We start from the raw sequence: 21,329 nt of genomic DNA on the forward strand, positions 1-21,329 counted from the left end.
GCCGGTGCGCAGGTCCGCGCTTCTCGGTGGCGGGGTTTTCGCCGCCTCGCTGGCCGTGCTGCTCGTGCGCTTCCTCGTGCCGCGCCCCGTGTCGATGTCCGACAACGGCGACGGCTTCCGCGCGCTGTGCGGCGCGGGGATCAAGTGGATCAGCAAGCCCGAGAAGTACGTCCACCTCGTGTACGAGGCCACCCCCGGCGGCTGCGACCCGACGTACCAGCTGAGCCAGAGCTGGCTCGCCCGGCTCGCGGTGGCGTTCGGGGCGCGCTCGGAGCTGAGCCTGGTGGTACTCGGCGTGATCTCGAGCGTGCTGGCCGCCTCGGCGATCGCCCTCGTGGTGGTCGGCCTGCCGTACCGGTTGCGGGTGCGGCTGCTCGTGGCCGTGGGCCTGCTGCTGGTGGTGGCGGACTCGGCGTTCTTCGGCTACTTCTCCGGGACCCTCGGCGAGGGCACCGCGTTCCTCGGCCTCCTGCTCGCCACCGGTGGCCTGCTGCTCATGGGCCGCCGCTGGCTGTGGTCCGGTGCGGCGGTGACCGTGCTCGGCGGGTTGCTGGCGGTGAACGCCAAGGTGCAGACGTTGATGGTGCTGCCGCTGCTGATCATCGCCGTGCTGATCGTCACGCGCCCGCGCTGGCTGCCGGGCGTCCTGGTCGTGGTCGCCCTGGTCGGGGGCACCTGGTGGGCCCAGACGGCCGTGACCCCGGCCGCCGCCCCGGACGGCACCGTCTCCGCCCGCCCCGGCGACGACTCCCGCGAGATCAACGTGGTGAACACCGTGTTCCTCAACATCGTCGACGGCCACCACGACTCCGCCGCCGATCTCGCCTCGCTGGGCCTGCCGGCTTCCTTCGCCCAGTACGCGGGCAACGGCTGGTGGCACCCGCATCCGGTCACGCTCGATCCGCAGTACCCGAAGTACCGCGCCCAGCTGAGCCGGCGCAATGTCGTCGAGTGGTTCGTTTCGCATCCCGCCCGGACCTTGGGCGTGTTGAACCGCGCCGCCGGGAACCTGCTCGAGGCGCGTCCCGACTACCTGGCTTCGTTCGACGCCTCGGCCGGTTTGCCGCCGGGCGCGCAGGAGTACCGGGTGCCCGTGTGGTCGGGGCTGGCGGGGCTGCTGGCGCCGCTGGGGTTGTTCGCGTTGGTGCCCGTGTGGCTTTTCGTGGCGTGGCGCGCTTGGCGGCATCGGCGGGTCGCGCTGGGAGTCGTGCTGGCGCTGCTGCTGACGACGGCGGTCGGGCAGTTTCTGCTGGCTGCGCTGGGGGATGGGATCGAGAACGTGAAGCACCAGGTGATCGCGTTGTTCTGCACGTTGGTGGCGGTGGTGCTCGGCTGCTGTCCGGCTCGGGTTGTGGCTCCGGTGGTGGCTCCGGCTGCGGCGAAAGTTCCCGAATGACGGGTTTCGTGCGGACGATCACTTTGCGCAGTCGCGAGAAACCTACGGTCCCGTAGCCTCGGCGGCACGGCTCCGACGCCGCAGGCCGCCGCTGCCCTGGACGCCCGCCCTTCCACGCGGGCCTGACTTGCCACTGGCCGTGCCAAGCTGCCCAAACCCGGCGCCCCCCGCCCGCAACACCAGAAACCTAAAACCACCTCTCCAAAACCTGCGCAACCCCATCCTCGGCAGCAGGCCCCGTCACCTCATCCGCGACGTCCAGCACCGCCCGGTGCCCGTTCGCCATCGCCACCCCGTGCCCGGCCCACCGAAGCATCTCCAAGTCATTCGGCATGTCACCGAACGCAATCACCCGCTCCGCCGGCACCGACAACCGCTCGGCCACATCCGCCAGCCCGGTCGCCTTCGTCACCCCGTGGGCCGACAGCTCGATCAACCCACCCGACGACGAATACGTGATGTCCACAGCCCCATCCAGCACCTCCCGCGCCGCCGCGGCCATCTCCTCCGAACCCAAGCCCCGGTGGCTGATCAGCAATTTGATGGCCGGATGCCCCAGCACCTCCGCGCGCGGCGCGGTCCGCCCCTCGCCGTCGCCCCACGGGTTGCGGTACTCCGGTTCGATCACGAAGCTCCGCACGTCCGTGCCGATGCGTTCGGTCGCCAGCCGGCAGCCCGGCAGGGCCTTGTCCATCGCGCCGGCCAGGTCCGAGAGCAGAGGCGGCGAAAGCAACCCGTGCACGGCGACCACCTCCGACGAGGCCACGTCCAGCAGCACGGCGCCGTTCGCGCACACCGCGAAACCCGTCAGCCCCAGCGGCCCGGCGATCGGCGGGATCCAGCGCGGCGGCCGGCCGGTGCACAGCACGAACGGCACGTCGTCGGCCTTCACCCGGCGCACGACCTCGATCGTGCGGTCGGAAAGGGTTTCGGTGGGGCCGAGCAGGGTGCCGTCGACGTCGGACGCGATCAAGCGGGGTTTCTCCACGCCGCCCATTGTCCCCGAACCGGGCACGGTCACCGCCCGTTCGAGCGAATGTCGGTGGTTGCCGATACCGTCCACCCTCGTGCGAGCAGGCATCGTGATCCTTCCGGAAGATCGTTGGTGGGCGGCCGAGCCCAAGTGGCGGGCCGCCGAGGAGTACGGGTTCGACCACGCGTGGACCTACGACCACCTGGGCTGGAGATCCCTGGTCGACGGCCCGTGGTTCTCCGCGGTGCCGACGCTCACGGCCGCCGCCATGGTCACGTCCACGATCCGGCTGGGCACGTTCGTCGCGTCGCCGGTGGCGCGGCACCCGGTGCCGTTCGCGCGCGAGCTGATCACGCTCGACGACGTGTCCGACGGCCGGTTCGTCCTCGGCGTCGGCGCGGGGGTCGACGCCCAGCGCTACGACGTGCAGGTGCTCGGCGGGCCCGACCTCACGCCGAAGCAGCGCGCCGATCGGTTCGAAGAGTTCGTCGAGGCCCTCGACGGCCTGCTGATGACCGACCGCTTCGACTTCGCCGGCGAGCACTACCAGGCCCACGGCGCCCGCAACCTGCCCGGAACCGTGCAGCGCCCCCGCCTGCCGTTCGTCGTCGCGGCCAACGGCCCGCGCACCATGACGCTCGCCGCGCGCTTCGGCGCCGGCTGGGTCACCACCGGCCGCGGCGGCGCGACGCTCGACGAGTGGTGGGATGGCGTCGCCGAGCTCACCCGCGTGTTCGACGAACGCCTCGACGCCGCCGGCCGCGAACGCGGCAGCGTGCAGCGCTACCTGAGCCTCGACTCGGCGCCGGTCTTCTCGCTGAGCAGCGTGAACGCGTTCAGCGAAGCCGTCGAACGCGCGCGGGAGCTGGGCTTCACCGACGTCGTCGCGCACTGGCCGCGCTCGAGCGGCCCGTACGAGGGCCACGAGTCCGTGCTGGAGCAGGTCGTGGAGAACGTGTTGCCGACGCTGAAAGTCGACTAGGCCGTCCAGGTGACTTCATCCGCGCCGGGAAACCGATTTCCCGACCCGGGCGTCAAGCAGGTGGGAAGTGGGGGAGACGGCCCCTCACCGGGCCGCTCTTGTCAACGGTGAGCACCCCGGGGGTGCTGGGGAACGGGAGAGGTCCTCGTGGCCGCGGCTGGGGCATCCGCGGCCACGGGGCTCCCGAAACCAGGCTTCGAAAAGATCACTTCACGATCGTGTAGATCACCGCACCGGGGTTCCGGTAGTCCACCCGCACGAAATCCAGCCCGTCGAGCCCTCGCAACCCGGGAGCGATCGGCGTGTCCTTGCGGATCGTGCCGCTGCCCACCAGCACGTGGTGCACGTCCAGGCGCGCGACGGCGGCCCGCACCCGGGGATCCGTGTCGTAGTCGCGGAAGTGCAGGGCCAGGTACACGGCGTCGGGATCGACGTTGCCGCCCCCGTCGTAGTGGCCGGCCACCGGGTGCACGCCGGAGATCGCGTACATCCAGGCGGTGCCGTCCATGCGGTCGTTGAGCACCTTCTCCCGCGCCGGGATGCCCATCGTGCCGAGGTGCTCCATGGCGGCGATCTCGTCGGCGCTCACCGGCGGCGTCACTTCGCCCTCCGGGCCGTTGTAGTACAGGTACGACACGGCCGTGGCGTTGGCGGTGCGGTAGAAACCACCGGTCAGCACGGCCATGGCGGCCACCACGACCACCGCCGCCACCAGGCCGAGCCGGGCCAGCACCTGCGGCCGGGACCGCACCCACGCGCCGTTGCCGGCCAGCCGCGCGATCCAGCGTTGCAGCTCGGCCATGCCGTGCCCCGCGAGCAGGCACAGCGGGATCGCGGCCAGCGCCATCAGGCGGTACCGGTCGTTCCACCACGGCCGCGACAGCGACACCACCCACGGCTGGTAGCCGTAGCAGGTCACCAGCACGAAGAAGCCCGAAAGCCCGATCGCCGAGAGCAGCACCCAGCGCATCCGCCGCAGGGTGAAAAACATGAGGGTGCCCAGCGCGAGCAGCACCGTCAGCCAGATCTGGGGCCGGCTGAGCACCTGCTGGAACGTGACGAGCAGCTTCAGCGCCAGCGGGATCGGCAGGTTCGAGTTCCACGAGTAGTACGGGTAGCCGCCCGACGTGAAGCCGATCGCGCCCAGGATCTGCGGCGCCGCGAGCGCCCCGCTGACCACCAGCACCGGCAGCATCCGCAGCACGTCGCCGAGGATCACGCGCCACGCGGGCGTGCCGCCGGCCACGCCGTCCACGCGTTTGCGCCGCAGCGAGCGGTACCAGCGCTGCACCGCCAGCGGCAACGCGAACAGCACCGCGCCGAACAGCGCGCTGGAGTGCGCCGCGAGCAGCCCATCGGCGGTCAGCGCCAGGACGAGGCCCGTGTCGAAGCCCGGCCGCACCAGGAACCGCTGCAACGCGACCACGGCCAGCGGTGTGAGCACGATGCCCAGCGCGTACGGCAGCAGCCCGCTCGACACCGACTCGTACGCGCCCGTGGTGGCGGCCGCCGCGACCAGTGCCGTGCAGCCGGCGTACACGGCCCGTCCGCCGAGCTGGCGGATCAGCGCGACCAGCGACAGCGCGAACAGGCCCGCGACGGGCATGGTGATGGCGTTGAGCGTGACCGGCACGCTCGTGCCCGAGATCTGGTAGACCAGCGCCCCGACCAGGTGGTAGGCGTTCGGGTAGAACGCGCCGTTCGGGTACCAGTTGATGGTGGACATGCCGGTGAGCGAGCCGTCGCCGGTGTCGGCGATGTAGCGGATGCCGTTGGCGTGGAACACCGTGTCCCAGCGCTGGAACACCGCCGTCGTGCCGCCGCGTGCGGAAAGCACCACGGCGATCGACAGGCCCACGGCCACCACCACGCACCCGGCCACGGCCCATTGCGCGCGCTTGCTCCACTCGATCGGTGGTTCTTCGACCCCCGCCTTCAGCCGGCCGCGGGCGACCAGCAGCCGCCGGATGCCGTGGACAACCGCCGCGAGCACCACCGTGCACACGATCGCTGAAAAAACGTTGTACGGGAGCCCGGCGGTCGCCAGCCACGGGCCGGCCAGGCCCAGCACGGCGTAGCTGAGCAGGGGCGCCAGGCCGGCCAGCGCCCAGCCGCGAACGCCGGCGGCCAGGCCCACCAGGCCGCCGGGTATCGCCAGCACGGCCAGGTAGGTGACGACCGCTACCAAGTAGGTTCCCCAGGTGTCCGGTGCAGGCATGCTTCTCACGTGTGTCGGTGCGGTACGGCCGGCGGTATGCCGAGGTCGGTTCGGGCCACGGTGTCAGGACTGCGTACCCTGGGCGCCCGTGAGCGAGCACACGAACCCCGCCAAGATTACTGAACACGACTTCGCCGGTTACGACCTCGTCATCGTCGGGTCCGGTTTCTTCGGCCTGACCGTGGCCGAGCGCGCCGCGGCCGAGCTCGGCAAGAAGGTGCTGGTGCTCGAGCGCCGGAGCCACATCGGTGGCAACGCCTACTCCGAGGCCGAACCCGAGACCGGCATCGAGGTGCACAAGTACGGCGCGCACCTGTTCCACACGTCGAACAAGCGCGTGTGGGAGTACGTGAACCGCTTCACCGAGTTCACCGGTTACCAGCACCGGGTTTTCGCCCGGGTGAAGGACCAGGTCTACTCCTTCCCGATGAACCTCGGACTCATCAACCAGTTCTTCGGCAAGTCGCACACCCCGGACGAAGCGCGCGAGCTCATCGCCAAGCAGTCGTCGGAGTTCGAGACCGCCACCGCGCAGAACCTCGAGGAGAAGGCGATCTCGCTGATCGGCCGTCCCCTCTACGAGGCGTTCATCCGCGGCTACACCGCGAAGCAGTGGGAGAACGACCCCAAGAACCTCGGCGAGAACATCATCACCCGCCTGCCGGTCCGCTACACGTTCGACAACCGGTACTTCAACGACACCTACGAGGGCCTGCCCGTCAACGGGTACACCGCGTGGCTCGAGAAGATGGCCGAGCACGAGAACATCGAGATCCGGCTCAACGTCGACTACTTCGACGTGCGCGACCGGATCCCGGCGGGCACGCCGACCGTCTACACGGGTCCGCTCGACCGCTACTTCGACTACTCCGCCGGCCGGTTCACCTGGCGCACCGTGGACTTCGAGTCCGAGGTCAAGGAAACCGGTGACTTCCAGGGCGCCCCGGTCGTGAACTACAACGACCAGGAAGTGCCCTACACCCGCATCATCGAGTTCCGCCACTTTCACCCGGAGCGGGACTACCCGAAGGACAAGACGGTCATCTTCCGCGAGTACTCCCGCTTCGCGACCGAGGACGACGAGCCGTACTACCCGATCAACACGCCGGAGAACCGCGAGAAGCTCGAGGCCTACCGCGAGCTGGCGAAGACCGAGGCACGCGAGAAGAACGTGCTCTTCGGCGGGCGCCTCGGCACGTACAAGTACCTCGACATGCACATGGCGATCGGGTCGGCGCTCTCGGTGTTCGACAACAAGATCGCCCCGCACCTCACCGACGGCGCGCCCCTCGACGGGTCGATCGATGCTTGAGCAGGGCACAGCTCCGCTCGACACCGCCACGCCGGTCACGCCCCCCGCGGGCCCGGCGTCCGGTGAGGTCGCCGTGCTGTCCCAGGCCCAGGCGTTCCTGAAAAAGCCGGGCACGGTGCAGGTCGCGCGCGGGATGTCGTTGTTCGGTGAGCACAGCGCCGGCTGGTTCGCGCTCGGCCTGATCGGCGCCGCGGTGGACAAGCCGCGGCGCAAGGACTGGCTGGTCGCGTCGGCCGGCGTCGTCGGTGCGCACGCCGCCTCGATCGCGGTGAAACGCGTGGTCAGGCGCCGTCGTCCGGACCACCCGAGCGTCGAGGTCCTGGTGGGCACCCCGAGCAAACTGAGCTTCCCGTCGTCGCACGCGACGTCCACGACGGCGGCGGCGGTGCTCTACTCGGGATTGACCGGGCGTAACCTGGTTCCCGCCCTCGTACCGCCGATGCTGGCCTCGCGGCTGCTGCTCGGCGTCCACTACCCGACCGACGTACTGGCCGGTGCGGCCCTGGGAGGCCTCGTCGGTGGTCTGATCCGACGGAAGCTGAAGCGACGATGAGCGAAACGACCGACGAGCGTGCCGAGAACGCGACCGACCCGGCTGCCACCGCGAAGGCGGACGAAGCTGTGAAGGTCGAGACGGAGGCGGCTGCTGAAGCCGCTTCGTCCCCGACGGCCGAGCCGGCGACCCCGGCCGCGGCGTCGGGCGGCACGAACCCGGTGGCGCTGCTGCTGGGCGTGATCAAGACGGCCCGCCCGAAGCAGTGGGTGAAGAACGTGCTGGTGTTCGCCGCACCGTTCTTCGCCTTCTCCAAGGCGACCAACCGCACCGAGCTGGTCATCGACGCGCTGATCGCGTTCGTGGCCTTCTCGCTCACGGCCTCGTCGGTCTACCTGATCAACGACGCGGTCGACGTCGACGCCGACCGCGCCCACCCGACCAAGCGCAACCGGCCCATCGCGGCCGGGATCGTGCCGGTGCCGGTGGCCTACGCCGCCGCGGTGGTGTTCTTCCTGGCCGGTGTCGCGGTGTCGTTCACCGCGAGCTGGGAGCTGGCCGTGGTGCTCGGTGTGTACGAAGCCGTGCAGCTCGGGTACTGCTTCGGGCTCAAGCACCAGCCCGTGGTCGACCTCGCGATCGTCGGCTCGGGCTTCCTGATGCGCTCCATCGCCGGTGGTGTCGCCGGTGGTATCGGGATGTCGCAGTGGTTCCTGCTGGTCACGGCGTTCGGCTCGCTGTTCATGGTGGCCGGCAAGCGGTACGCGGAGATCATGCTGTTCGAGCGGACCGGGGCCAAGATTCGGTCTTCGCTGAAGAAGTACTCGGCCAGCTACCTGCGCTTCGTGTGGGCGACGTCGGCGGCGATCCTGATCATGTCGTACTGCCTGTGGGCGTTCGAGATCCGGCAGTCGGAGCACGACTCGCTGTGGGCTGTGGTGTCGATGGTGCCGTTCGTGATCGCCGTGCTGCGGTACGCGGTGGACGTCGACGGCGGCAACGCAGGGGCACCGGACGAGATCGCGTTGCGGGACCGGGTGCTGCAGGTCCTCGGGCTCGCCTGGGTCGTGACGCTGTTCCTGTCGTTCTACCTGTGATTCCTGTGAACCGGGCTGGAATTTAGACAGCTGGGTTTCAGGCTGCGCACAGAAACCCCGGTCATCCTCGGTGGTGGGGGCGGGTTGTCCGCCCCCACTTCAGCCGGAGGAGCCGGAGATGAGTGACCAGGTGCCGCCGGAGCAGTCCGGCGAAGCTGCTTCGCCCGAAGACGCGACGGTGGAGAGCCAGCAGGCCGGTGCCGGTGCCGGTGGTGGTGCCGCGCCTGCTGAGCCGCAACCCGTGACGGCCGAGAACGAGCAGCCGGGCGTCGGTGCCGGCGCGGCTGCGCCGGGTGCCGGACCGCAAAGCCCCGCCCAGCCGGGTGCCGCCCAGCCGAATGTGGGCCAGCCGAATGTGGGCCAGCCGAACGTGGGACAGCCGGGTGTCGGACCGCAAGCCGCCGGCCAGGTGCCTGGACCGGGTGTGCCACCGCAGCACCCCGGCGCCGGACCGTACGGGCAGCCGTGGGGCGGCCCGCAGCCCGTTCGTCAGCCCGGCGGGTTCCGGCGTTTCGTGGGCAACCGGGTGACGCAGCTGGTGGCCGTCGGCGTACTGGGCCTGCTCGTCGGCGGCGGTGTCGTGGGCGGCATCATGGCCGCCACCCACCACAACGGCCGCCCCGGCACCTCCCACTTCCGCGACGGCGGTGGCTACCGCCAATTCCACGGTGGGCAGGGCTTCGGTCAGGGCGGTCCCGGTGGCCCCGGTGGTCCCGGCGCGGGCAACTCCGGCACGGGGACCGGGTACGGGATCTGACTCCCTTCGTTCCAGGTCCGGACCACTCGTGGTCCGGACCGCTCCCACAGGCCCAGGCAACCCGTTCTCCGCGTGACGATTTCCGTCCTAGGCGGCCGGAAGCCGGCGGCGCATCACCGTGCCCATCGAGCCCTCCCGCACGAGCAGCACCTGCGTCACCACCTGCAGGAGCACGAAGAACCCGATCGACACCACCGTGTCCAGCACGGGTACGTCGTCGACCGGGAGCGTGTACGCCATGGCGATGCTGATCCCGCTGTGCACCAGCCCGCCGATGCCCCACACCACCGCGAGCACGCGCCACACGCGCCGGAACGACGGTCGCTGGTCCCACAGGCCGTCGAGCGCGGCGCCCTTGCCCGGGAGCAGCGCGCGGGCGGCTGCGTAGGTCACCGGCCGGCGGCCGAGGAACAGGCTGGCCAGCAGCCAAAAGCCGGCGAGGGTGCTGAACCAGGCGTTGCGCACGAGCAGGAGACGGGCGTCGCCGGTGAGCACGGTCGTGGTCACGCTGACAGCGAGGATCGCGAGCACGAACAGGCCCATGCCGTCGACACGGCGGCGCGTTGCGGCCGTGTACAGCACCCGCAGTGCCGGGGGCAGGCCGCTCAGCACCAGTGCCCACACCGGCACCACGCCGAACGCGCGCAGCAGGTAGTAGCCCCCGACGGGTGCGCCGATGTCGATGAGCAGGGCCAGCGCGGACGAGCGGAAGTCTTTACCCATGCGTCCGAGTGTTCGGCGAACACCGAGCCCGGACCATCGTCGGTCCGGCCACCCGGCATCAACCGATCGGTGGATGCGCGTTACCAGTCCGGCCGAAAGTAGGCCGGCCCCCACGCGGCACGTAACCGTTGCCATGAAGCCATTCGGCCGTGACTGTGGTCGGACTAGTAACGATCGGCACAGTAGCGGCGCGAGAGGGCCCTTCGCACCTTCATCGACGCCAGCAGGTCACGCTGGGTCAACACCGAACCGTCGGCGAAGGTGAACCGCATCCCCGGCTCGGGTGGGAAGCTGCGACCCGGGGTGACGGCGTCGAGCCGTGTCACGGCGTCGGGCGGGAACTCCTCGGCGGTCACGAACAAGTTCTTGGCCTCCGGCGAGACCACGAATTTCGTCGGGTACACGAGCGCCAGGCGCCGATCGGTCCAGGTCAGGCGGGCGGCGCCGGCCGAGAACGCGAGGTGGTCGGCGATGCGCACGGCCAGGTCGGCCGAGGAAGCGGCGTCAACGCGGTAGGCAAGCGACGGGTCGTCGGTCCAGTCCTCGTCGGGCAGGCCGGCGGGAGTCGGCCAGCGGCCCGGCGCCGTGGTGACCTTCACCGGCTCGCGCGCCGGTGCGTACGGCAGGTGCCGCACACCGCCCACCCACGCCAGCACGTGCCCGTGCGCGGGCGGACAGGCCAGCAGCAGCTTTTCCTTGCGCCGCAACCACACCTTCGCGTAGTCGCGCTCGATGATCTCGTCGACCTCACCGGCCTGCTTCACGTCGAACGCGCGCATCACGCGGCTCCGTTCGTGCGGGCCAGCAGCCATTCGAAGGCCTCGGGTTCCTCGGCGCCGAACCGCAGCTCGAAGCCAGAACCGTCCACAAGGGACATCCGCAACCCGTGGCGGGCCACGGCGAAGCCGATGATCTGCTCACGCGGCAGCGAAGCCGCCTCCTCGAACTCCCGCCTCGCCACGGGCTCACCCTCGCGGTTCTCGCCGTAGATCTTGCGCCGGTCCGTGACGATCTCGGCCACGTCCTTGCCGAACTTCGCCATCCCGCGCCCGAAGCCGATCGCCTTGCCCAGCAACGACGGCTCCGGAGCAGGCTCCGGCACCACCACCGCCCGCAGCAGCACCAGCCGCGCGGTCGTCAGCACCCACAGCGCCGCCCCCGAGCGCACCAGACCCTCGGCGACCAGCCCAGTCCGGTCCCCGAGCACGACCACGGCAGGCGCCACCACGGTCGCACCACTGCCACTGTCCTCACTCGACAGTGCCGCGTCGACGACGCCGCCCGCGAATCCCGACAGCCCCGAGCCCACCTTGCGCAGCAGGCTTTTCGCGGGCTGCCCGAACTCGTCGAGCCCAGGCACGTCGTACGCGACCCGACCGCCGTACGCGGCCCACAACAACCGTTCGTCAGCACGCAGGTGCGGCCGCGCCTGCGTGGCGGCACCCAGGGGATCGGCGAGATTCATTCTTCGAGTGAGAACCCTCGGTCGGTCGCCTCGCGGCGCTCTTCGGCACTGTCGGTCTGCGACTGGTTGTACCCGTACTTCACGCCCTGCTCGATGCCCTGCTCCACCACATTGCCCGCGCTGCCACGCCACGCCGCCTTGCCGACGCTGGACGTGCCGCTCATCCCCGCGAGCCGCAGACCGGTCTCCGTGAGGTTGGTCGTCAGCGAGTCGGCGCCGTGGGACCCGACGCCCAGCGCGTTGGCGAAGCGGTTGCCCGTGCGTGAAGCCCCCGTGGCCGCGTCGGCCTTCGTCAGGATCTTCGCGATCGGGTTCTTGTCGATCAGGTCCGCCACGCGCTTCTCGAGGAAGTTGCCGTTGCGCAGCCCCTCGACACGCTCCACGACCTTCTTCAACGGCCCGGTGCGCAGCTTCTGCAGGATCTTCTCCAGCTCCTCGATGAGCGGCCGCAGCTTGCCCAGCAGCTGCTTCACCTTCATCCCGAGCCGCCCGCCGGTCACGGCTACCTCGCCCGTGGTCGCCGCCCCCGCCGCGCCCACCGACGCACCCGCGGTGATCCACGAAGCCGCCAGCGCCGCGAGCCACTCGATGATCAGGCCCATCACCAGCTCTTGCAGGATGTCGATCACGATCTCCACGAACGCGTCGAACAGGTCCGCCGCCAACTCCAGGATCTGCTGCAGCCCACGCACCTCGTCCGCGAACGCCGCCGCGCCCTCGGAGAACTCGCCCGACTGCCCGGGGCTGGTCACCAGCTGGATCTGCTCCATGCGTGTGTGCACTGCCGCGATCGCCACGTCGGGCGGGCTGCCGGCGGACGAAACCTCGGTCGACGTCGAGAGCCACGAGCTGCCGTAGCCGCCGTTCTGCTCCAGGTAGCTCTTGCGGCCCGCGTCGCCCGCGTGGTTCACGTCCGACAGCGATCCGACGCTGCCCCCGCCGTCGGCGAGCTCCTTGCCGAGCCCGGTCACGGCGTCGGTGGTCGCGTCCTCGTGGCCCTGGTACGCCTGCGCGGCCAGGGTGGTCTTGTCGGCAATCGCGTCCAGGAACGTTTTCGCCTGGTCGGCGAGGTCCTGGCACTCCTTCAGCGAGTCGAAGTACTTGTACGCCATCAGCTCGCCGAGAGGGCCGAAGCAGTCGTCGCTCACGCGCGCCTGCTCCAGCAGCTGCGCGAGGCTGCCGAAGTGCCCGGCCGCTTCCTTCGAGCCGGACGCGTGCGCGTTCAGCGCTGCCGGCTCGATCTTGAACCCACTGGTCACGATCACTCCCGCCGAAGAATGGGACCCCCGAAGTCGTCGTCTTCGACGGCTCGCGGGTTCGTCCGGTTCCGTGGTGGTTGCGGCATTTGCGACGGTTGAGCAGGCTGCCCCGGCACCGCCAATGAGCTCGCCGGCGGCGGCGCACTCGGCCCGATCGGCTCGACGTGCGCGTTGAACGCCTCGCGGAACTGCTCGGCCCGCTCACCCAGCACGGGCTCCACGGTCTGGTTCAGCGCCGCCGCGGCCTGCTGTGTCGCCGAGCGGATGGCGCCCAGGATCTCCTGCTGCAACGCGGTGTGCGAGCGCCGCATCGCCTGCGGGCTCAGCTGCAGCCCGAGCACGGCCCCCGAGGGTGCGACGGTGACCGTCACCGACCCGTCGGCGTTGCGGGCGTGCCCGCGCAGGTTCGCGATCTGTCCTTTGAGCTCGGCGGCGCGAGCTGCCTGCTCCTGGAACCGCTGGAGCACGGCGTCGAGCCGCGCTGCGTGGTCGGACATGGTGGAACCCCCAGAAAAGATGAAAGACCTTCGTCCACCCTATGCGACGAAGGTCCCACCTCGGGAGTTCCTTCTCAGATCGGCAGTTTCCGGAAAATCGGACGCGGCACGTGCCGCAGCACCGACATCACCAGCCGGAACTGCGCGGGCGCCCACACCAGGTCCTTGCCGGCACGCGCCGCGGTCACGGCGATGTCGGCGACCTGCTCGGCCGTCTGCGCCAGGGGAGCGTCCTTCAGCCCGGCCGTCATCTTGGTCTTCACGTGGCCAGGCCGGACCACGGTGACCTTCACGCCGTGGTCGGCCAGCGCCTCGCCGAGGCCCAGGTAGAAGCCATCGAACCCGGCCTTGGTCGAGCCGTAGACGAAGTTCGAGCGCCGCACGCGCTCACCCGCCACCGACGACAGCGCGATGATCGTGCCGTGGCCCTGCGTCTTGAGCTTCTCCGACAGCGCAACGCCCACCGACACAGCGGCCGCGTAGTTCACCGTCGCCAGCTCCACGGCCTTGGCGTGGTCCTGCCAGACCTCCTCGGGGTCACCGAGCAGGCCGAACGCGACCACGGCCACGTCGATGTCGTCGCCCGCGAACGCGCGGTCCAGCACCGCGGGGTGCGAAGCCGTGTCCTTCGCATCGAAGTCCACAGCGGACACTTCGGCGCCGCGATCCTTCAGGCGTTGCGCCGCGGCCTCGAGCCGGGGCGACGGACGCGCGGCGAGCACGACCCGCAGCGGCTTCTCCGCCAGGTACTTCTCGGCGATGGCCAGCGCGATGTCGGACGTGCCACCGAGCAGCAGCAGGGACTGGGGGTTGCCAACGGCGTCGATCACAGTGCGAGCCTCCGGCTCATGTCAGAGGCGAAAACGCCTTCGGGGTCAACGGCGGCGCGGACCTTGCGCCACTCCTCCAGCCGCGGGTACATCTTCGCGAACGTCTCCGCCGTGGTCCGCGAGTCCTTCGCGGTGTACAGGCGGCCGCCCGCGGCGAGCACCTCGTCGTCGAGCTCGAGGCAGAACCGGCTCAGGCCGGTCTTGATCGGGAAGTCCACGCTCAGCATCCAGCCGGGCGAGGGCCACGACATCGGTGCCGGGTTGGCGTCGCCCATGCGCTTGAACACGTTGAGGAACGAGTAGTGCCCCGACGTCGCGATCCGCCGGCAGATGGCCTTGAGCTGGTCCTCCGCGCCGAACGGCACCGAGAACTGGTACTGCAGGAAGCCCTTGGAGCCGTACGCGCGGTTCCACTCCGAGAGCATGTCCAGCGGGTGGTAGAACTGCGTGAGGTTCTGGACCTTGCCGCGCACGCCCTTCTTGGGCACGGTCTTCTGCCACAGCTCGTTGATCAGGCCGAAGGTGAGCTTGTTGCCCAGGCCGTTGGGGAACACGTCGGGCAGGGTGGCGAGCTTCGGCGCGTCGAACTTCAGCGGGTCGCTGCGCAGCTTCGCCGGCAGCTGGTCCAGTGTGGCGAGTGAACCACGCGAGAACGTGGCCCGGCCCAGGCGTGAGTCGGACGAGATCAGGTCCGGGACCGACATCGAGTAGTCGTAGTTGAGGTCCGAACCGTCGGTGAACAGCCCGAGCGTCTCGTCGAGGCTCGACGTGCGGTCGGCGTCCACGTAGAAGTACGCCGACTCCGTCTTTTTCATCCGGACGGTGGCGCGGGTGATGATGCCGGTGAGGCCGATGCCGGCCACCGTGGCCCAGAACAGTTCCGCGTCCGGGCCCTCGGGCGTGAGCGTGCGGACCTTGCCGTCGGCCGTGAGCAGGTCCATCGACACCACGTGGTTGCCGAAGCTGCCGGCCGAGTGGTGGTTCTTGCCGTGGATGTCGTTGGCGATCGCGCCGCCGATCGTGACCTGGCGAGTGCCCGGCAGCACCGGCACCCAGAGACCGTGGGGCAGCGCCTCGCGCATCAGCTTGTCGAGGCTCACGCCGGCGTCGAGGTCGACCAGGCCCGAGTCGGGGTCGATCGAGTGGATGCGGTCGAGCGCGGTCATGTCGACCACCAGGCCGCCGGCGTTCTGCGCCGGGTCGCCGTAGGAGCGGCCGAGGCCGCGCGCGATGACCCCGCGGGGGCCGGCCGAGGCGACGGCGGCCGCGATGGTCTCGACATCAGGCGTGCTCAGGACGTCGGCGACGGTCCCGGCGGTGCGGCCCCAGCCGGTGAGCGTTCGTCGCTGTGTGTCGGGTGCTTGGGTCACTCGACCAGAGTAGACACGCCCTAGCAAGCCCGGAACGTGACCCTGAAGTGCTCGCTTCTACACTTTGCGCATCAAGGCACAAGCGTCCGCGCGTCAAAGTCGACACGGACAGGGCTTCCCGAGACGACGACGCATCGAGCCGAGAAGGTATTCCAGTGGTGGCTGCAGAACCGCAGAGTGAGACGACGGTGACGGCACCGGCGGGCCCCGGTCTGCTCGGTCAGCTCGTCCGCTTCGGGCTGATCGGTGGGTTCTGCGCGCTTCTCGACCTGGGTACGTACTCGCTGCTCAGGGCGGTCGGCATGGACGCGGTGCCGTGGGTCGACATCGCTCGCGCGATCAGCTTCGTCGTGGGTACGACCACGGCGTTCTTCCTGAATCGCCGGTTCACCTTCGCCGGCGGCCGTCGCGATGGCGGCACGCAGGTCGGCAGCTTCATCCTGCTGTACGCCGTCACCTTCTTCGTCGCGGTCGGCGTGAACCAGTGGATGCTGCACCTGCTCCCGGAGTCGACGTGGAAGGCCACGCTCGGCTGGGTCGTGTCGCAGGCGACGGCGACCGTGATCAATTTCGTCATGCTCAAGTGGGTCGTGTTTCGTGAGCGGCCGGTAAAGGAGAACTGAGTTCGATGCCCGGTAAAGCAGCCCCGGTCGCGGAGGCGGCCCCCGCAGGCGAGACCCGGTTCGCGGAACACGCGCCCGAAGGCAGGCTGACGGCCCAGCGCGGCCTGTACGCCGGCCCGGCGCCGATCGTCAGCAAGGACCTCTACGCCGAGCTCGAATGGGGCTCCGCGGTGCGCGACCGCGACGCGCTCACCGTCGAACCGTCGTCGAAGGTCACCGGCAACACCTACTTCGGTCGCTTCCCGGCCAGCTACTGGCAGCGTTGGACCACGGTCACCTCGGTCACCGTGGAAGCCGTGGTCAGCGGTGACGGCCTGCTCTCGGTCGGCGCGTCGGACCTGCAAGGTGACGCTCGCGTGGTCAACGCCGAGCAGGTCTCCGGCGCCAAGGCCCGCAAGGTCACGATGAGCGCGAGCCTCGACAAGTTCTACGACGGCGGCGCGCTGTGGCTCGACCTCGAGACCGAGGGCGGCCAGACGCTGCGCGTGGAGCAAGTCCGCTGGACCGTCGAGGCACCGGAGAAGATCCGCCCGACCGCGGTCACGATCTGCACGATGAACCGCGCGGACGACTGCCTGAAGAACCTGCAGGCGCTCGCCGCCGACGTGTCGTCGCTGCACACGCTCGACGCCATCTACGTCGCCGACCAGGGCACCGACCTCGTCGAGTCGCGCGCCGGTTTCGAGCAGGTCGCGAAGGACCTCGGCGACAAGCTGCACTACATCAAGCAGCCGAACCTCGGCGGCGCCGGCGGCTTCACCCGCGGCCTCTACGAGGTGGCCGGCCACACCGCCACCGAGCACGCCAACGTGCTCTTCATGGACGACGACGTGCTCCTGGAGCCGGACCTCGTCGTGCGCATGACGGCGTTCTCCAACCGCGCGGCCAACCCGATCATCGTCGGTGGCCAGATGCTCAACCTGCTGCACCCGAACCAGCTGCACGTGGGCGCCGAGTACGCGCGGCTGAACACGCTGGAGCCGGGCCAGCCGGTCACGCACTCGCTGTCCACGGCCGACCTGCTGGGCGTCGACGAGGAGACCCTCAAGCCCAACCGCCAGGAACGCCGCCTCGACGCCGGGTACAACGGCTGGTGGTCGTGCCTGATCCCCTACGAGGTCGTGAAGGCCATCGGCTACCCGATGCCGTTCTTCTTCCAGTGGGACGACGCGGAGTACTCCTACCGGGCCCGCGAGTACGGCTTCCCGACGGTGACGCTGCCGGGCGCCGGCGTGTGGCACGCGGACTTCCACTGGAAGGACTGGGACGAGTGGCACCGCTACTTCAACCTGCGCAACTCGATCATCACCGCCGCGTTGCACTCGCCGTTCAACCTGAACCTGCTTTCGCGCGTGCTGCTCGCGCAGCTGGTGCGCTACCTGCTGGGCATGCAGTACGGCCTGTCGGCCACGCTGATCAAGGCCGTCGAGGACTTCCTCGAGGGGCCGGAGGTCCTGCGTGACGGCGGTGTCGCGGCGATGAAGGAGATCCGCCGCATCCGCGAGGCGTACCCGGAGACCAAGCGGCACAAGGCCACCGACGTCCCGGGCATCGCGTCCAACGACATCGGCATCATCAACAGCGCGCCGCGGCCCAGCATGCAGCGCCTGGTGCTGATCAAGCGCGTGGTCGACCGCGTGCTCGGCCGCAGCCGCTTCGGCCTCGGCGCGGTGCCGATCGACGAGGCGCACTGGTGGCACATCGCGCTGTTCGACACGGCCGTGGTCACGGACGCTTCGCAGGAAGGCGTGCGCGTGCGCACGTACGACAAGGTGAAGATGTTCGACCTCGCCCGTCGTGGCGCGCGCGTGATCCAGCGGCTGCGCAAGGAAGGCGCGGGCGTGCAGGAGCAGTACAAGCGCGCGATGCCGGAGCTGACGTCGCGGGAGAACTGGAAGCGGCTCTACGAGCTCTGATTTTCACGCGCTGATTTTTCACGGCGAAGGCCACCACGGACGTGCCCCGTGGTGGCCTTCGGTTTTTCAGGGCTTTCGGTTGCCGGGGCAGGCAAGGCCTCAGTGGGCGTATTCGCGGTTGAACAACTTCTTCGACCACAGGTAGCCACCCAGCGCCATCACCGCGCACCACCCCAGTGCGAACCACAGCTCGCCGCCCAGCGGCTTGGCCATCAGCAGCCCCCGCAGCGTCTCGATGATCGGCGTGAACGGCTGGTACTCGGCGAACCACCGCAGGCCGGCGGGCATCGAGTCGGTGGGGACGAAGCCGCTGCCGAGGAAGGGCAGCAGGATGAGCGGCATGGGCAGGTTGCTGGCCGTCTCGACGCTCTTGCTCACCTGGCCCAGCGCGACGCACAGCCACACCAGCGCAAACGTCAGCACCAGCAGGAACCCGGCCGTCGCCAGCCAGCCGCCGAACGAAGCCGCGGGGCGGAAGCCGACCAGCAGCGCCACGCCGATCACGATCGCCAGGGTGATGGCGGCCTGGACCAGGCTGCCGAGCACGTGGCCGGTCAGCACCGACACCCTGGCGATGTGCATGGTCCGGAACCGCGCGATCACCCCCTCGGTCATGTCCATGGCCACGGAGATCGCGGTGCCCTGCACGGTGGCCGTCACCGTCATCAGGATGATCGCGGGCGCCACGTAGTTCACGTAGGTCTCGCGGCCGCCGCCGAGGCCGGCGCCCATGGTGCCGCCGAAGACGTAGACGAACAGCAGCAGGAAGACCACGGGCATCCCGACGAGCATCAGCGTCATCGACGGGTAGCGCAGCATGTGCTTGAGGTTGCGGCGCAGCATCGTCGCCGAGTCGCGCAGTGGCTGGAACGAACCAGGGGCAGCGAGCGTGGTCATGAGATCGTCACCTTCTCGGTGTCAGAAGCGGGATTGCCCGTGAGGGCGAGGAAGACGTCGTCGAGGTCGGGGGTGTGCACGGACAGCTCGTCGACTTCGAGGGCGTGGTGGTCGAGCCGGCCGATCAGCGCCTTGAGCGACAGCAGGCTGCCGTCGCTGGGTACGCGCAGGGTGAGGCCGTCGCCGTTGCGCGACGCGTCGGGCAGCGTGCCCAGCGCTGTGTCGAAGCCGGCGGCGGAAGCGAACCGCAGCTCGACGTGCCCGCCCGGGATGCGGCGCTTGAGCTCGTCGGCCGTGCCCTCGGCGACGATCCGGCCGTGGTCGAGCACCGCGATGCGGTCCGCCAGCTCGTCGGCTTCGTCGAGGTACTGCGTGGTCAGGAAGATGGTCACGCCGTCGGCCACGAGCCCGCGCACGATCTGCCACACGTTGCGGCGGCTGCGCGGGTCCAGACCCGTGGTCGGCTCGTCGAGGAAGATCAGCCGCGGGCTGCCGACGAGGGTCATCGCCAGGTCGAGGCGCCGGCGCATGCCGCCGGAGTAGGTCGACGCCGGCTTCCGGGCCGCGTCGGCGAGGTCGAACTGCTCCAGCAGCTGCGCGGTCCGGCTGCGCCGCGCGCCGCGACCGAGGTGGTTGAGATCCGCCATCAGCAGCAGGTTCTCCTCCCCGGTGAGCAGGTTGTCGACGGCCGAGAACTGGCCGGTGACGCCGATCGCGGCCCGCACCGCGTCGGCCTCGCGGACGAGGTCGTGGCCGGCGACCCGCACTTCGCCCGAGTCGGCGTTGATCAGGGTGGACAGGATCTTCACGGCGGTGGTCTTGCCGGCGCCGTTGGCACCGAGCAGGGAGAACACCGAACCCTCGGGCACGGTGAGGTCCAGACCGTCGAGCACGACGTGGTCGCCGTAGGACTTGCGCAGCCCGGTGGCGGAGATGGCGTTCATGGTTTTCCCCTTCGCTGGATGAGAAAGTCAGGCGCGGCGGATGATCACGTCGCCGTAGGAGGTGCGGCCGCGCACCTCGACGGTCTCGTCGGCCTCGTCGGGCGCGGTGGCGTTCTCCATCAGGTTGCGCACGTGGCCGAAGCCGGTGTTGACCGACAGCCAGGCCGCGGTGCCCTCGGCGACGCCGATTTCCAGGTCCCCCATGGAGGTTTCGAGCGTCACGGCGCCGCGCACGATCTCGCCGAGGCGGATCAGCCCGGCCGAGGTCTTGGCGTCGACGCCGGCTCCCGCGTGCTCGACGGTGATGTCGCCGTTGGCCGAACGCACTCGTGCGTCGCCGCCGACCGACGCGATGGTGGTCTCGCCGTTGGAGTTCTTGACCACCGCGGTGCCCTCGATCTCGCCGACGCGGATCTTGCCGGTGCCGGTGGAGATCTCGGCGTTGCCCGCCACGCCCTCGACGGTCACGTGACCGGCCGAAGTGGACAGGTGCAGCGGGCCGGTGCGGTCGAGCCGCGCGTTGCCGGCCGAGGTCTTGAAGCGGCTCTCGCCGAGCCGCCCACTGGTGCGGAAGTCGCCCGCCTGCAGTTCGGCGTTCACCGCCGACCCGGTGGGCAGCTCGACGGTCACGTCGACCGCGCGGGTCTTGCGGGAGAAGTCGAACGTGCGCTTCGGGCCGGTGATCGTGAGCGCGCCGTTGCTGTAGTCGACGCGGACCTGCTGCGCGGCCTTCACGTCGGACTCGTCGTTCTCGTCGCTGGGGCGGACGTCGACCGCGGTGATCTGCCGCTCGCTCGCGGTGATCTGCACGTCGCCGACGCTGAGCTCGATCGTGACGGAAATGGGGGCGGGGGTTTCGTATTCAGGCATGGCTGTCTCCCAGAGTTGTTTCGGTGAACCGTCCCCGCAGGTCAGGGACGTGAGGTGTGGTGGAGAAAAACGGGGCTAGCGGACCCAGCCGGTGAAGCTCTGCTTCGCCCGCTTGCCGCTGCTGCGTGGTTCGACGCGCTGGTCCGTGCGCTGAAGGGCCGTGGCGGCCGCCCGGACCAGCCAGGCGTTGACCGAGCGCCCTTCCTTGGCCGCGGCCTCTTCGACGGCGGCCTTGAGCTGTTCGGGCAGGCGGACGTTGATGCGGGCGGCGGGGCCGTCCTCGGCGATGAGCAGCTCGCTCTCGGGCGCCGCGGCGGCGGTGTCTTCGCTCGCGACCTCGATCGGCTCGGCCGGCGGCGTGGTCACGACGAAGTTCGGATCACGGCCACGCAGGCGCAGCTCGACGGAACCCGGCGCGAGGTCACGGGTGATCTCGTCGGTGGCGGCCGACAGCGCGTCGAGCAGCGTCATCCGGATCGCCGACTCGAGCGACCCGGTCAGCCGCTCGACCAGCTCACGCGACTCCTCACCGCCGGCTTCGGCCAGGGTGGCGAACTCTCGCCCGAGGTTGCTGACGTACGTGGTCAAGTCCATGGCATAACTATGGCACACGAGTGGCACCAAAGCAATGCCAGCTTGGCTCAGATCGGTGCCAACGGTGGCGCAGGTTGGCACGGGACGGAAAAGATGCAGGTCAGGGCCGGGTG

The 21,329-nt window shown here is 69.8% G+C and carries 21 protein-coding genes; 8 read left to right on the plus strand and 13 right to left on the minus strand.

Annotation, left to right across the window (positions count from 1 at the left end):
- Positions 1–4 precede the first annotated feature (4 nt).
- Complete coding sequence (wsfD, locus tag ACWEOE_RS03220; RefSeq protein WP_452003142.1) at positions 5–1,396, plus strand: glycan biosynthesis hexose transferase WsfD; 1,392 nt, start codon at positions 5–7, stop codon at positions 1,394–1,396.
- A 187-nt stretch (positions 1,397–1,583) separates the two neighbouring features.
- Here wsfD and ACWEOE_RS03225 read toward each other — a convergent pair whose 3' ends face one another.
- Entirely contained in the window at positions 1,584–2,393 is an 810-nt protein-coding gene (locus tag ACWEOE_RS03225) for an HAD family hydrolase (RefSeq protein WP_452003367.1), read from the minus strand.
- A gap of 70 nt (positions 2,394–2,463) precedes the next feature.
- Here ACWEOE_RS03225 and ACWEOE_RS03230 point away from each other — a divergent pair, with 70 nt between their 5' ends.
- Positions 2,464–3,351, plus strand: a complete 888-nt coding sequence (locus ACWEOE_RS03230; protein WP_452003144.1) for an LLM class flavin-dependent oxidoreductase — start codon at positions 2,464–2,466, stop codon at positions 3,349–3,351.
- 205 nt (positions 3,352–3,556) lie between these two features.
- Here the strand turns inward: ACWEOE_RS03230 and ACWEOE_RS03235 are convergent, their stop codons facing one another.
- Positions 3,557–5,569 (minus strand): DUF6541 family protein, encoded by a 2,013-nt coding sequence (locus ACWEOE_RS03235; RefSeq protein ID WP_452003146.1) that lies wholly within the window; start codon positions 5,567–5,569, stop codon positions 3,557–3,559.
- A gap of 88 nt (positions 5,570–5,657) precedes the next feature.
- On the opposite strand from ACWEOE_RS03235, the gene glf reads away from it, so the two are divergent.
- The 4 genes from glf (at position 5,658) to ACWEOE_RS03255 (ending at position 9,228) form a co-directional block, all read left to right on the plus strand.
- On the plus strand, positions 5,658–6,881 hold the full coding sequence (gene glf / locus ACWEOE_RS03240; protein WP_452003149.1) for a UDP-galactopyranose mutase: 1,224 nt from the start codon (positions 5,658–5,660) through the stop codon (positions 6,879–6,881).
- Complete coding sequence (locus tag ACWEOE_RS03245) at positions 6,874–7,434, plus strand: phosphatase PAP2 family protein (RefSeq protein WP_452003151.1); 561 nt, start codon at positions 6,874–6,876, stop codon at positions 7,432–7,434. The genes glf and ACWEOE_RS03245 overlap by 8 nt, the downstream gene beginning before the upstream one ends.
- Entirely contained in the window at positions 7,431–8,471 is a 1,041-nt protein-coding gene (locus ACWEOE_RS03250; protein ID WP_452003154.1) for a decaprenyl-phosphate phosphoribosyltransferase, read from the plus strand. Before ACWEOE_RS03245 ends, ACWEOE_RS03250 begins: the two co-directional genes overlap by 4 nt.
- Positions 8,472–8,589: 118 nt before the next feature.
- Positions 8,590–9,228 carry a hypothetical protein gene (locus ACWEOE_RS03255; protein ID WP_452003157.1) on the plus strand — a complete coding sequence of 213 codons (639 nt, stop codon included), beginning with the start codon at positions 8,590–8,592 and terminating at the stop codon, positions 9,226–9,228.
- A gap of 87 nt (positions 9,229–9,315) precedes the next feature.
- Here the strand turns inward: ACWEOE_RS03255 and ACWEOE_RS03260 are convergent, their stop codons facing one another.
- From ACWEOE_RS03260 to ACWEOE_RS03290, 7 genes are all read right to left on the minus strand, one after another.
- Positions 9,316–9,951, minus strand: a complete 636-nt coding sequence (locus tag ACWEOE_RS03260; protein ID WP_452003160.1) for a VC0807 family protein — start codon at positions 9,949–9,951, stop codon at positions 9,316–9,318.
- Between the two features lie 164 nt (positions 9,952–10,115).
- A complete protein-coding gene (locus ACWEOE_RS03265) occupies positions 10,116–10,730 on the minus strand; it encodes a hypothetical protein (RefSeq protein ID WP_452003162.1) in 615 nt (204 codons plus the stop codon).
- Entirely contained in the window at positions 10,730–11,416 is a 687-nt protein-coding gene (locus tag ACWEOE_RS03270; RefSeq protein ID WP_452003164.1) for a hypothetical protein, read from the minus strand. Before ACWEOE_RS03270 ends, ACWEOE_RS03265 begins: the two co-directional genes overlap by 1 nt.
- On the minus strand, positions 11,413–12,675 hold the full coding sequence (locus ACWEOE_RS03275) for a WXG100 family type VII secretion target (protein WP_452003167.1): 1,263 nt from the start codon (positions 12,673–12,675) through the stop codon (positions 11,413–11,415). The genes ACWEOE_RS03270 and ACWEOE_RS03275 overlap by 4 nt, the downstream gene beginning before the upstream one ends.
- A gap of 2 nt (positions 12,676–12,677) precedes the next feature.
- Positions 12,678–13,172: a YbaB/EbfC family nucleoid-associated protein gene (locus ACWEOE_RS03280; protein WP_452003170.1), complete on the minus strand. Its 495-nt coding sequence runs from the start codon at positions 13,170–13,172 to the stop codon at positions 12,678–12,680.
- A gap of 74 nt (positions 13,173–13,246) precedes the next feature.
- Positions 13,247–14,002, minus strand: a complete 756-nt coding sequence (locus ACWEOE_RS03285; RefSeq protein ID WP_452003173.1) for a decaprenylphospho-beta-D-erythro-pentofuranosid-2-ulose 2-reductase — start codon at positions 14,000–14,002, stop codon at positions 13,247–13,249.
- The gene (locus ACWEOE_RS03290; RefSeq protein ID WP_452003175.1) at positions 13,999–15,372 is read right to left on the minus strand and encodes an FAD-binding protein; all 1,374 of its coding nucleotides are present in this window, start codon (positions 15,370–15,372) and stop codon (positions 13,999–14,001) included. The genes ACWEOE_RS03285 and ACWEOE_RS03290 overlap by 4 nt, the downstream gene beginning before the upstream one ends.
- 155 nt (positions 15,373–15,527) lie before the next feature.
- On the opposite strand from ACWEOE_RS03290, the gene ACWEOE_RS03295 reads away from it, so the two are divergent.
- On the plus strand, positions 15,528–15,995 hold the full coding sequence (locus tag ACWEOE_RS03295; RefSeq protein WP_452003370.1) for a GtrA family protein: 468 nt from the start codon (positions 15,528–15,530) through the stop codon (positions 15,993–15,995).
- 5 nt (positions 15,996–16,000) lie between these two features.
- Complete coding sequence (locus ACWEOE_RS03300; RefSeq protein WP_452003177.1) at positions 16,001–17,911, plus strand: glycosyltransferase; 1,911 nt, start codon at positions 16,001–16,003, stop codon at positions 17,909–17,911.
- A gap of 99 nt (positions 17,912–18,010) precedes the next feature.
- Here the strand turns inward: ACWEOE_RS03300 and ACWEOE_RS03305 are convergent, their stop codons facing one another.
- From ACWEOE_RS03305 to ACWEOE_RS03320, 4 genes are all read right to left on the minus strand, one after another.
- On the minus strand, positions 18,011–18,808 hold the full coding sequence (locus ACWEOE_RS03305) for an ABC transporter permease (RefSeq protein ID WP_452003179.1): 798 nt from the start codon (positions 18,806–18,808) through the stop codon (positions 18,011–18,013).
- On the minus strand, positions 18,805–19,752 hold the full coding sequence (locus tag ACWEOE_RS03310; RefSeq protein ID WP_452003182.1) for an ATP-binding cassette domain-containing protein: 948 nt from the start codon (positions 19,750–19,752) through the stop codon (positions 18,805–18,807). Before ACWEOE_RS03310 ends, ACWEOE_RS03305 begins: the two co-directional genes overlap by 4 nt.
- Before the next feature lie 27 nt (positions 19,753–19,779).
- Complete coding sequence (locus ACWEOE_RS03315; protein ID WP_452003185.1) at positions 19,780–20,622, minus strand: DUF4097 family beta strand repeat-containing protein; 843 nt, start codon at positions 20,620–20,622, stop codon at positions 19,780–19,782.
- Positions 20,623–20,697: 75 nt separating this feature from the next.
- Positions 20,698–21,216, minus strand: coding sequence for a YlcI/YnfO family protein (locus ACWEOE_RS03320; RefSeq protein WP_452003187.1), 519 nt, complete (start codon positions 21,214–21,216; stop codon positions 20,698–20,700).
- Between the last annotated feature and the right edge of the window lie 113 nt (positions 21,217–21,329).

It is taken from the genome of Amycolatopsis sp. NPDC004368 (assembly GCF_053602515.1).